The organism is Vibrio sp. 10N.222.54.E6 (genome assembly GCF_041473955.1).
GTDB classification, from domain to species: Bacteria; Pseudomonadota; Gammaproteobacteria; order Enterobacterales; family Vibrionaceae; genus Vibrio; species Vibrio tasmaniensis_A.
The window spans coordinates 27804-40370 of record NZ_JBFRTD010000028.1 but is presented as its reverse complement, the minus strand read 5'-3'; the positions used below and the strand labels follow the sequence as shown (position 1 = coordinate 40370).

The window sequence follows — 12567 nt, the reverse complement described above, 5'->3', positions numbered from 1 at the left end:
AGCAATAACTTCTCTAGTTAACGGGAGATGTATTCATCAACCAGTCGTTTTTGCGCTTCCGCCCAAGAAATGCTTTCTACAATCTCTGGTGTGATAGCATCAAACTTTTTCGTCTTCTTATAGGCTTTCAAAGCCAGTTTACCTTCCTCACTTTCATGAGCCGCAAGCAATACTAAGAGCATGTTTTGCTTAAGTTCGGAGGAGAGATCAGGGCGTATTAGTACTAGTGAGCGGGGAATCGCTTGAGAAGTATGGATTACCTGTAACTGTTGTTTTACCTGCTCGGGAATTTCTTTCTCCCAATCGAGATTACTAAATGCAGCTGACGCAACAATATTACGATGAACCCAGCTCATCATGTTAGATTCTCCTCCAGACTTTGAATATTCATCGGAGAAAAAATAACCCACCTTGTCTTTCGGTGGATATTCTCTAGGGGAGCTTAGCTCATAGAGCTTATATCCTTGCCCAAGCAGTATCGCCGCAGGGACAAGAAATGCACTAGTAGAACCGACATCCTCAAAGACAACCGTTTTGCCTCGCAGATCACCTAGGGAGTCTACCCCGTTATCGCGTTTGGAAAAGAAGATTGAATGATATTCCGCCACACCGCTTTTCCATCGTCTTGCTAAAAGTTCAGCACCCGAATATTGCATTAATTCCTGTGCTGCAAACACCGTTTCAGAAACCAGATCTACCTGACCGCTTTTTATCCAACGAGCCATTTGACGAGAGTCGCGGGCGACAACAACTTGGCCTGTTTTGATACCATAGTTAGATAGGTTTTCAGCTAAGTAATCAGCAAAAGGCTGTGCACGTTTGAATGCTTTTTTGGGGTTAGAGCTAATAACCCCTATGATTATTGTTTCTTCACGCAAGGTGCTTTTCGTGTCTGCACTAACGGATACAGTGAAAAGCGAACAAACGATTACTGCTAGCAGTATAACGAACTGTTTACAAATGGACTGACAACTAAACATGCACGCACCAAAATGTGATATTTATCCCAATATTAAAACTATAATATTCGAAAATAATAGAATCTGCCATCTTGTATTAGCGATTAGTGGTGTAAGTACACAATCGCGAATAAATTAATCTCATTACGTTAACAACAAGTTGTTATTGCGTCTTCTTACGTGAAAATTTAGAGCAAATAGTCTTTACTCTAAGATCATAAACGTGGTCACGAACCATCTAACAACAAATTCGAAAACATCTTTGATGGCTTAAACATTCCCACCAACATCTGTATTCTCCCTCGCACTGATCTATTTCCCTCTTATCGAAGTACAAGTTAATTAATAATTCGATATAAATCGCTCTATTGTTTGAGATTATTGTCTACAGTTTTATAGAGCTTGTCGCTTCGGTAATAGCCACAAGTAACGACACCTTTTGATGGTTAGTTTTGGTTATAAGGAAAGGAAATGGAAAGCCCTATTGTCACACTCACACAGGCCAGCAAAAGCTTTGTTGATGGTAAAGACACTCATAGCGTGTTGGACAATTTCGATTTCGCTTTGGCGACAGGGGCAAGCGTGGCTTTGACAGGGGCGAGTGGCAGTGGGAAAAGTACTCTGCTGAATATCATTGCGGGGTTTGAACCTCTATCCGGTGGCGAACTATCTGGTGGAGAATTGTGGCTCGATGGCGAGAACACATCAGATTGGAAAGATCCACAGTGGAGCCGATTCCGCCATCAAAAACTAGGCGTTATCTTTCAACAGTTCAACTTATTAACGCCACTCAACGTAAAACAAAACATCGCGTTTCCTCTCCATTTAAATCAACAGAAATGGAGCGACTGGTGCGATTATTTAGTTGATGCATTGGGCATCAGTGAGCTACTCGAAAGACACGTATCCGCACTCTCTGGCGGTCAGCAACAACGAGTCGCAATAGCGCGTGCGCTAGCCCATAAACCTAAGCTATTGCTTGCCGACGAACCCACAGGCAACCTCGACCACAAGGCAGGCATTGAGGTGATGAAGTTGCTGAGTGAAATCACCACACAAGGCAACACTGCCGTACTTTTGGTTACGCACAGCCCAGAATGTGCCAGCTTTATGCAGACAAAATTGGTGTTAGATGATGGTTGTTTAAGGAACGCGGAGCTAACCCAAAGAGTAGCAACGTTGTGAGTAATCCAATGAAACAAACTGGCTTCGCACAGAACCAGCCCACCCATACCAAACTGACTCTGAATCTATTCGCGGCACACTACCGCCAGTCGCCACTGCAAGCCGCAGCGATTCTGATCGGCATTGTGCTGGCGGTCACCTTGTTTGTCGCGGTGCAAGCCATCAACCTCAATGCCAAGCGCAGTTATGCAGAATCGACCGAGCAACTTAGCGCCCAAGCGCAGAACCTTATCATTCCACCAGCAGGGCAAAACTATTTGCCGGAATCGCTCTACTTCACCTTAAGACAAAGTGGATTAAGCGCAGCGCTGCCCGTGATTGAAGGGCGAATCAGAGACGAACAAGGCCGACGCTGGTCAGTTCAAGGCAGTGAGTTGATCGCCGCCCTCACTTCAAGATCTCGTCACGCTCGTGTCGACGAACAAAGCAACACTCAAACCAAAGAGCCAAACATTTCCCTGTTCGACAAGGCCTTACCTTTGCCGCAACTCTTAGCGGGTGAACCCATTGTGATGATGAGCCAATCTCAGCACCAGAGTTTGGACGAAGTGGACACGCTCACTTTGGATGAAGTACTCACCAAGGTTGTGGTACTGCCAGATGAATGGCAGCTCGGTAGCCGAATGTTGATGGACATTGGGTTCGCTCAGCAACTGCTGAACAAGCAAGGGGAACTGAGCTATATCGCTATTTTTGACACTAAGAGCGACACTAACAGCAATACTCAGGATAAGTGGCAAAGCCTTATCGACAAACAGGGGCAATGGATTTCCAACAACCAAAGTACGGATCTCGGTTCAATTACCGATAGTTTTCACCTCAATCTTACCGCCATGAGTTTGTTGGCGTTTTTGGTTGGTTTGTTCATCGCTTACAACGGCGTAAAATACAGCTTGCTCAAGCGTAATCGGCTGTTGGTACAAATTCAACAAGCTGGAGTTGCGCCAAGCATCGTGTTTTCTGCTCTGCTAATCGAGCTCACGGTTTTAGTCACACTAGGCGCATCACTTGGTTTCATTCTCGGCATTCAACTCAGCCATTGGCTGCATCCCACCGTCGCGATAACGCTTGAGCAACTTTATGGTGCGACACTGCTTCCCGGCACATGGCAGTGGCAATGGTTAGTGCAGGCACTGCTACTCACGCTGGCCGCAACGCTTGTCGCGTGTTGGCAGCACTTTAAACAGCGAGTGCGACAACCCCTCTCTTCCCATGGCGGTTTCTATCAAGCGCCGGAAGCGTCTAACGAAAATCAGCTGTTTGTTATAGGGTCAGTATTAACCATTGTCGCGTTAGCAGGGTTATGGCTGAGCGAACATCATCGCTTCACCATGGCATGGCTCGGTGTGTTAGTGGTGTCGATTCCTTTGTATTTGCCCAAAACACTCAGCGTGCTAGCGAACTGGAGCGAAAAACGTACCCAATCGGGGTTAATACAATATCTGTTCGCTGAGCTGCGTGAACTTATCTCCCCTCTCTCCCTCGCCATGATGGCGTTGCTTCTCGCTGTCACCGCAAATGTGGGAATGAATACCTTAGTCGGCAGCTTTGAATCCACGTTGAAGCAATGGCTTGAACAGCGATTACATGCCGATATTTACGTTAGCCCTGCCCAAGGTGAAATCGCGAATGTGGAACGTGCGTTAGAGCAGTTTGAAAATGTTGAAACCGTTTATAAGCAATACTATGTCAACGATAACTTACAGGGCTTGCCGACTTTGCTCGGTACCAAAGACAGAGACACACTTGAGCAAACCATGGTATTTCAATCCCACCTTGATGATTTCTGGACGCGCTTTTACCAAGGTGAATTCGTGGCGATCAGCGAACCCACTGCGGTGAAGCTCGGGTTGTCCCTTGGAAGCCAACTCAAGCTCGACTCGATCCAAAACAAAACACTCATCGTCGGGGCGATTTTCCACGATTATGGCTCACCGAATGGTGAAGTGTTGCTTGCACCTAATTTATGGCTCGAAAGCGGGTTTACTGACTTACCCACCAGCTTGGGAATCAAAGCCTCTGGCGACCCACAAGTGGTGTACGAACAGCTACGCCAACAACTCAATTTGCACCCTAGCCAGCTTTACGATCAAGCACAGATAAAATCGATCGCTTTAGATATCTTCTCACAAACTTTTGCCATCACTCGGGCGCTTAATGGCGTCACTTTAATGGTGGCGGTGATAGGGTTGTTCTGCGCCTGTTTCATGTTGCTCGATGCACGCAAAGCCGCGATTGCAAGGTTGTATGCGCTCGGTGTTAGTCAGAAAAAATTGATGGCGATGGTGGTCGGACAAATCGTTGTTCTGGTCGCCTTCACTCTGGTTATCGCCTTACCACTCGGCGCTATGGTCGGTTATGTGTTGACGGACATCGTTACCCTGCGCGCCTTTGGTTGGAGCTTAAATTACGTATGGAATTGGAGTGACGCACTCAGCATCGCAGCCATCACCATTCTAGTGGCTGTGTTTGCGACCTTGATTCCACTGTGGCGTTTGGTCAGTAAACCCGTGGTATCCAGTTTACAGAGCGAGGTGTTGTGATGAATCGAACAATGAGAGTTTTCGTTCTCACACTTGGCATCTTGCTCCTTTTAGGGTATGAGGAGTCAACTCAACCATCAGCTCAAAATATGGGTTCGATACTTGGCGCAGAAACACAAACCGAGAATGAAACGGCAATCGATCAAGCGCAATTTTCTCCGGTAGTAAAAGGTATCGAGATCACCTTCCCTGCCGACCATCAAGCACACCCTAATTTTCGTCATGAATGGTGGTACTTAACCGCAAACTTAATTGATGAAGACGGCAATGCGTTAGGCGTGCAGTGGACACAATTCCGCTTCGCGGCTGCACCACTGGAAAGTGGCAATAGCACTAAGAAAACTACGTGGCAAAGTCAGCAAATCTACATGGCACACAGCGCAGTCACCACTAAAGATAAGCACTACGCCGATGAAAAGTGGTCACGTGACCAAGCTGAACTGGCGGGTGTCAGCACTTCCCCATTTCGTGTCTATCTTGATGACTGGCAATGGAACTCTTCAAGCGATGATCTATTCCCCGCAACCTTGGACGCTAATTCAGATCAGTTTGGCTACTCGCTTAAGTTAACCAGCAACGCGCCTTATCAAAAGCAAGGCGTACAAGGCTACAGCACTAAAAGTAGCGATGGCAAAGTGGCTTCCTACTACTACAGTCAACCATTCATTAATGTATCGGGCGAGGTAACTATTGATGGAGTAACCCATCTGGTTTCTGGCAAAGGTTGGATAGACAGAGAATGGAGCTCTCAGTTTTTACTCGACTCGCAACAAGGTTGGGATTGGTTTGCGCTAAGGCTGAGTGATGAAACCAGCTTGGTGGTATTTCAACTTCGAAACTCAACAACAGGCAAAGCCAGTTATTCCCATGCAAGGCTGATGAAACAAAATGGCTCTGGCATCGCGATTAAGCAGCAAGACATCCGCTTAACCGCTATCAAGCAAACAGAAATCGACGGACGCGATTATCCAACAGAATGGCAAGTTTCGATTCCAACTCAACAAATCGAACTGACCGTCTCGGCACTCAATCCAGAAGCAAAAATGCCACTGTCTGTACCCTATTGGGAAGGGCCAATCGTTATTGAAGGAACACACTCTGGTACGGGCTATATGGAGTTAACTGGGTACTAAGCCAAAGGCATGATACAAACCAATTTAATATGCAATCAGTTTATTTAAGAAAAATAAATGGTACAAAAAATAGCCGAACGCATTTATTCTCCTGCATTCGGCTATGACTTATTTAATCAGATGAGAGCTTAAACCCGGTAGCAAGCCTATTTAGTCAAATCGGCTTTGATCTGATCAACTTGATTCGCCAAAGAAGTATCTTGGAAATATTCACTGTGTGTTTTTCCTAAGTACAATTTCTTATTTGCTACTCGTTGATCCAACTTGTCTTTAACAATAGTGCCTTGTGCCAACTTATTGTTTAACTCAAGCGCAATTGCGGAGCTGTCTGAGACTATACTTCCTTTTGTATCGTAGTAACGAACTTGGCTGATATTCGCATCAAATGGGTCACAGTAAGCCGCTCCCAAATCACCATTTTCAATAATGCTGCTGTATTGTGCTTCGCTAATAGGCGTCTCTTTGTTTAGTACGAACTGGCTCCCTCGTACACACCAATTAATTCTTGTTCCAACACCAGGGAAGTATGCCGAAATCAAGTTAACTGCATAGTATGTATCTGGGGCTGACTGGTTTAATTTTGCATATCTATCAATCACCTTACCGCCAACAACTTGGAACTCAACTTCGCCATTGTCATAAGACTCAAAGAAATAGCTATTTCTAAACATCTTGCTGAAATTGACGTTATCAACAAAGCGCCCATTGTCGGATGTGAAGCTTTTCAGTTGCTGCTTGTGTTGAATGCTACCTGTTGTAATGTTGGTCACTAAACCAACCACTGTGTTTTTCGCAGCGTCGCTTTGCCAAGCCGTATAGTTACTTATATCTTGTTGAGGTGTGTTTGTCGTAGCATCGGCATCTACACTGTACTTGTAGCTAAGCTCGGTAATGTCTTGGCCTACTTTATTGACCTTGGCATATGACTTGTAACGACGCGCTTCACAATCTTGAAAATTTGCATCGTAGTAGAAATAACTGATCCAATCTTTAGCTTCGATAGCTTCGGTGGTGTGGGCAGAGTAATCGACAATTCCGTTTGCGCCATAAACACCATAAAAACCTTTGAGATCTTTTTGCTGCTTAGATGAAAGCTCTTCATTAAATTCATCGTCCCAACCAATACTATAAATATTAAATAGGTTTAGAGACTTGATACACTCTTTGATATCAGTACTACCTATAGCATTAGCTGTATACATGACGGGACTACTATAAGAGTTTTTTGCAACGTCATCTTTTGGATCTGCAACACTTCCTGATGCCGGGGTTATGGACATTTGAGGAACTACGGTTTTAGTCTTTTTAGGTGGTGGCGCAGCGCTATCGCTACCACCACCGCATGCAGAAAGTGTTACAGCTAATACTGATATCGTTGGGATAATAAATTTCAAATTTTTCCTCGGCATTTTGAGCAAGTGATTATATAAATGATCACTCAAATACGATCAAAAAACTAAATGCTTATATAACCAAATTCAAACCATTGACGAAACAGACGTGTACGTCCGCTATCAACACCGAATTTAATCTTTTAATAACAAAAACTTAAATATAAAAAGGGAAACATCAATTATTAATACATCGGATGAAAGAAACCAATCACAACAAACGGTTCTTATACTGTTCTGGCGTCTGGTTCGCGTAACGTTTGAACATTGTGATAAATGGGCTGGCTTGGTTATAGCCCAATGTAAGAGCCACCTCTTTGACCGATTGGCCGTTTCTTAACAAGTCCATCGAGTACAGATAGCGCACTCGCAGTCGCCACTCGGTAAAGCTCATTCCAAGCTCCGTCTGGCAGTGGCGAGAAAGGGTTCTTTCCGTAGTGTGGACACGTTCAGCCCAATCTTTCAGCGTCACTTCATCGGTTGGGTTCTCTTCAACAGAAGCTAATATAGGCGCTAGATACTTATTGTCAGTTGAAGGCAAGAAGTGGTGTTCAACCTCACGCTGCGCAAGTTGGTCAAGCAGTACCTGAACGAGCCTTTGATCTTGCTCTGTTTCCGCAACATTGATTCCACGCTCGCGAAAGTCATCGATAATAGAAGACACAATCGGCGTGATCTTTATAAGGCTGGTTTTATCTGGCAGATGTTGCGTGAGTTCTGGGGCAATATTTAGCGAGCAGTAGTCCAAAGGCTTACGGTTATAACTGCAATGCATCACCCCGGCTGGTACCCAAATCGCTAAATGTGGCGGCGCTAGAAATCGGGTGCTTTCCGCTTCCATCTCTAATATACCGCCACTGATCAATTGAACCTGTCCCCATGAGTGGCTATGAACTCGGGTTTCAGTGTTCGAAAGAAACGCTTCAAAATTCATAAATACGTTGGATGGTGCCTTATCAATTGATAAGGATGGGTGAAGGTTTCTGGAGTGTTTTTTCAAACTTGTCTTCCTATCGCGCCTGATGTCTTTCTAAAGATACTTGTAAGTATAACGACCTGTCAAACTAGCCACATCAACTCATTTGCGACGGAACTCACATGCATTATCTCTTACCATTTTTTACAGTCTGTATCTGGGGCGCCAATGCAATCGTCAACAAGCTTGCTGCAAGCACTATAGAACCTAGTGCGATGAGTTTTTACCGTTGGTTTTTTGCGATGTTAATTCTCACGCCTTTCTGTATTCGCCCAGTAATGAAACAGTGGGCTGTCATTAAACCAAACCTATCAAAATTAGCGTTCCTCGGCTTTTTGGGCATGGTGTTGAACCAATCTCTAGGTTATTACGCGGGCTTAACCACAACCGCTTCTAACATGGCACTGATCACTTCTTTGGTTCCATTGATCAGTGTGTTTTTAAGCGTCCCTCTGTTGCACAAGTCGATTTCTAGTTTGAGTATTGTTGGCGGTGTGTTGTCACTGTCAGGCTTAGCTCTGATGTTAGGTAAAGGCGACCCGTTATTCTTCATGCATCAAGAATTGACTCAAGGCGATGGCTATATGTTAATTGCGGCCTTTGTTTATGCTTCTTACTGTGTGTTATTGAAACGCTGGAAAATGCCAATCAGTAGCTGGGTGGTGATTTACATTCAGGGTCTATTTGCTGTCGCGATGCTTACGCCACTTTGGCTTACCAGCGAACAGCTTTTACCACCGCAACAAGCGATACCATTGATAGCTTACGCCGCGGTGGCCGCTTCAATTTTAGCGCCTTGGATGTGGGTGAAAGCGATTGATACCATTGGCGCGGATTCAAGCGCGATGTTTATGAATTTGATGCCAGTTATCGCGATCGTATTGGCTTCCACCTGGCTGGGTGAAAAGATTAACCAGTTCCACATTATTGGTGGTGCAATGGTGATTTCAGGCGTCATCCTCACGCAAATCAAAAGAAAACCAAGGCTTGAGGCTCCCCAACCTCAGCAAAACTAACCCCACTTAACCTGCGACAATGCCCCATTCCATTTTCCACTCAGTACCTGCCTCGTTAGCAGGTACTGTTGTTTATTGTCGATTTCTCGATTCATGCTCTCTGATTTTATTTTTCGTTCATGAAGCTTTTAAGTACGCTTAATAATGGTGTTACTATTGCAATATCTCAGCAACTTCCATTTAATGCACTAAGTACGGTTTAAGTGTTCAAAGCGTTAGAATAACTCTCCAGAAAGCAGGTAACTGTTGATCTAATCGCTCTCCTATGGTCACACGACTCATGTAACCCAGATCATTATGAGCCATTGAGAAAAGTTATAGCAACAAAAGAACCGTCTAGTTACTTTGGTTTATACAAAAGTGAATACTTTAAAATTGATGCCAATTTAGTTTTAACACCTTAATTTCCCGATAAATACAGATTATTACTGCAAAATGCATTAAAAGAGTTTTCTGGCAATAATACGAAAGGAAATATCCACGCGAAGGTTCTATACTTTTCGAACAGAAAGTGAGCTTATAAGAAAACAATCAAAACTATCGTTTTGGGATTAATTAAGATACCATCACTTTAACTAAACCAGATAAGCGACGGTTAGTTGGCTAACTCAAAAAGGTACCGATATGAGTACCACACGGCTTAGAAACACCTAGCATTCCGCTAGGTGTTTTTTTTTGCAATCGACCCTTCGGCCAACTTGCTCGATAGAGTACTCCTCTGTTGGAGCGTCACGTACACCTCCTTTAAACATCAATAGTCATCAGCTCGCCATCTGTTTGAAAAAATAGTCTTGTTAGTGAGATTATCCGCTTTAATTTATGTCATCTTAAGTATATTGTTATTAGCAAGTAACGAGCATGTTATTCAGAACGATAATAATGAAGGAAGATAGATGAGCAGTCACAATAGCCGACAAGATGGTAAACGAGACGTTACTCTGCGTTTTTTAGCTGAACCCGGGGATGTGAACTTTGGTGGTAAAGTTCATGGTGGTGCAGTAATGAAATGGGTCGATTTAGCGGCTTATGCTTGTTCTGCTGGATGGAGTGGTAAGTACTGTATTACCGCTTACGCTGGTGGTATTCGATTCGTTGCTCCTATCCATGTCGGAAACCTTGTTGAAGTAAGTGCGAAGGTCATTTATACGGGTTCATCTTCTATGCACATCGCTATCGACGTTCAAGCTAGTGACCCTAAAGAACTCAACAACCGCCTAACGACTCACTGTATCGTTATTATGGTCGCTGTTGATGAGAATGGTAACCCGACTAAGGTGCCAGAATGGGTGCCAGAAACGCCAGAAGACATTGAATTAAGAGATTCGGCTATTCGCCTAATGAACATGCGAAAGCAGATAGGTGAAGAGATGGAAGCGCACGTGAAGTATCTTAAATAGGCGCCACTAGCAGATCTAACCTACAAAACCTTATTACGATGCCAGGCAGTACTTGCTTGGCATTTTCAACTCCTTCTCTATACCCAAGTAAATCCGTTACACACCTAATGCTGACTATAAAGCGTGATACCCAGTCAAAAGTTAAAATGATCCGATACTTGTTCACGGATTTATTTTGACTGTAATAAAGTCGTCATTTTGCTCTGTTTAAATACCGCCAATCATAATGGATGTATTTAAATTTCTTGGAGCCACTTTTGAGCACGACATTTCCCACCCTTTGCGAATCTACACTGACGAACTTGAAAGCAGTTGAGTATCAATGGGTTAGAAGTTTGTACGTCGAAGGCTACGACACGAATGAAATTAACCACTATATCCAAGCTTGTTTTGGCGGTGATCAGACGTTTGCGGATCTGTTTCGTCGCGTAGCTCTTTATCAAGACAGCATCTATGTTTTACTTCAGCATTTAGGTTGCGCACCTTCTAGCAAAGAGTTTTAGTCTCACATCACCTCTTCCTTTTCTTCTTCCATCTTGGAAATATTTACCACCAAATCAATAACTACCGAGAACACCCACCACAAAACATTAACACGAGCCTGCCTTTATAGGCACTTTCTGTGTAATCGACCGATCCGTTGCATCCAAATTATTGAAGTATCACGCATGGAAATATTACTCATATATCAATAGAGCTGCGGCCCCCTATACTGAGTGTCTGATTTGTGAGACTCGTTGATGTCTTCAATTAGAGAGATGAAACCGGAAAAATTCAGGAAAGAGGTACTTCAGTATTTAATGACTGAAAGAAACCAAAAAGACTGAGATAGAGACTGAGATAGAGATAGAGATAGAGATAAAAGTAGCGGGCATAAAAAAACCCAAGTAAGTACCTGGGTTAGAGTTACAAAAACCACTAATCATTAATAGCGTAAGGAACCTGATTAGTAGCCAGCTATGCGTAACCTGAGGGTTATTTTTATTACTGATCGGCGGCCAAACCAAATGATGTAATAAAAATGCCAATATAGAGCGACCTAACGGTCGCTCTTTTGTCTTTCTTATAAGGACAGCTTATCCTTTTACACCACCCGACGTCAAACCGCCAACTAACCAACGCTGAGCCAGTAAGAACACGATAGTAATCGGAAGTGCGGAAAGTACCGCTGCTGCCGCAAAGTCGCCCCATAAGTAGTTCTGAGGATATAGGTACTGCTGCATACCTACCGCTAGCGTGTAAGAGTTCACGTCCGATAATAGGATGGAAGCAACTGGTACCTCACCAACAACACCAATGAAAGATAAAATGAATACAACCGCTAGGATGGGTACTGACAGTGGTAATAGAACCAATCTGAACGCTTGCCAAGGTGTTGCGCCATCTAATGCTGCAGCTTCTTCCAAAGAGTTATCAATCGTCTCAAAGTAGCCCTTAATCGTCCAAACGTGTAATGCAATACCGCCCAAGTACGAGAAGATCAGACCGCCATGCGTATTCAAGCCTAAGAATGGGATGTATTGCCCTAATTTGTCGAACAGTGCGTAGATAGCCACTAGAGCCAATACCGCAGGGAACATTTGAAAAATCATCATCGCTTTCAGGATAGTTTCTTTACCTTTAAAGCGCATACGAGCAAATGCGTAAGCCGATGTTGTCGACAGTGTAACAATAAGAATTGACGTAATACCCGCTACTTTTATTGAGTTCCACAGCCAAGTCAGTACTGGGAATGGAGGCGGAGTAACTGAGCCATCAGCATTCGTCACTGACATACCCAGAGCCAATTTCCAGTGTTCCAAAGATGGGTTGTCTGGAATCAAGCTACCGGTTGCAAAGTTACCTTCGCGGAATGAGATAGCAATAATCATCAGTAGTGGGAAAATAATTAGCGCTAAGAAGCACCACAGCGCAATATGCGTTGCCCATACTCGGTATTTAAGGCTCTTACCTTGTACCATAGCCAT

The 12567-nt window shown here is 44.1% G+C and carries 10 protein-coding genes; 6 read left to right on the top strand and 4 right to left on the bottom strand.

Annotation, left to right across the window (positions count from 1 at the left end; genetic code table 11):
- Positions 1–17: 17 nt before the first annotated feature.
- Positions 18–878, bottom strand: coding sequence for a phosphate/phosphite/phosphonate ABC transporter substrate-binding protein (locus AB4513_RS15880; RefSeq protein ID WP_232281795.1), 861 nt, complete (start codon positions 876–878; stop codon positions 18–20).
- A gap of 552 nt (positions 879–1430) precedes the next feature.
- Here AB4513_RS15880 and AB4513_RS15875 point away from each other — a divergent pair.
- Genes AB4513_RS15875 through AB4513_RS15865 form a run of 3 tightly spaced genes read left to right on the top strand, consistent with a single transcriptional unit; the run spans position 1431 to position 5820 of the window.
- On the top strand, positions 1431–2144 hold the full coding sequence (locus tag AB4513_RS15875) for an ABC transporter ATP-binding protein (RefSeq protein WP_009845799.1): 714 nt from the start codon (positions 1431–1433) through the stop codon (positions 2142–2144).
- A gap of 8 nt (positions 2145–2152) precedes the next feature.
- The gene (locus AB4513_RS15870) at positions 2153–4687 is read left to right on the top strand and encodes an FtsX-like permease family protein (protein WP_009845800.1); all 2535 of its coding nucleotides are present in this window, start codon (positions 2153–2155) and stop codon (positions 4685–4687) included.
- Positions 4687–5820, top strand: coding sequence for a lipocalin-like domain-containing protein (locus AB4513_RS15865; RefSeq protein ID WP_009845801.1), 1134 nt, complete (start codon positions 4687–4689; stop codon positions 5818–5820). The genes AB4513_RS15870 and AB4513_RS15865 overlap by 1 nt, the downstream gene beginning before the upstream one ends.
- 146 nt (positions 5821–5966) lie before the next feature.
- Here the strand turns inward: AB4513_RS15865 and AB4513_RS15860 are convergent, their stop codons facing one another.
- Both AB4513_RS15860 and AB4513_RS15855 read right to left on the bottom strand, forming a co-directional pair.
- Positions 5967–7214, bottom strand: a complete 1248-nt coding sequence (locus tag AB4513_RS15860; RefSeq protein WP_009845802.1) for a hypothetical protein — start codon at positions 7212–7214, stop codon at positions 5967–5969.
- 208 nt (positions 7215–7422) lie between these two features.
- Positions 7423–8211: a helix-turn-helix domain-containing protein gene (locus AB4513_RS15855; protein ID WP_017101015.1), complete on the bottom strand. Its 789-nt coding sequence runs from the start codon at positions 8209–8211 to the stop codon at positions 7423–7425.
- Positions 8212–8309: 98 nt separating this feature from the next.
- Between AB4513_RS15855 and AB4513_RS15850 the strand changes: the two genes are divergently transcribed.
- The 3 genes from AB4513_RS15850 to AB4513_RS15840 all read left to right on the top strand — a co-directional run bounded on the left by AB4513_RS15850 (position 8310) and on the right by AB4513_RS15840 (position 11103).
- Positions 8310–9203 carry a DMT family transporter gene (locus AB4513_RS15850; protein WP_009845803.1) on the top strand — a complete coding sequence of 298 codons (894 nt, stop codon included), beginning with the start codon at positions 8310–8312 and terminating at the stop codon, positions 9201–9203.
- Between the two features lie 893 nt (positions 9204–10096).
- Entirely contained in the window at positions 10097–10600 is a 504-nt protein-coding gene (locus AB4513_RS15845) for an acyl-CoA thioesterase (RefSeq protein WP_009845804.1), read from the top strand.
- A gap of 230 nt (positions 10601–10830) precedes the next feature.
- Positions 10831–11103: a hypothetical protein gene (locus AB4513_RS15840; RefSeq protein ID WP_012600205.1), complete on the top strand. Its 273-nt coding sequence runs from the start codon at positions 10831–10833 to the stop codon at positions 11101–11103.
- 573 nt (positions 11104–11676) lie between these two features.
- On the opposite strand, the gene malG is transcribed toward AB4513_RS15840, so the two are convergent.
- On the bottom strand, positions 11677–12567 hold the full coding sequence (malG, locus tag AB4513_RS15835) for a maltose ABC transporter permease MalG (RefSeq protein WP_009845806.1): 891 nt from the start codon (positions 12565–12567) through the stop codon (positions 11677–11679).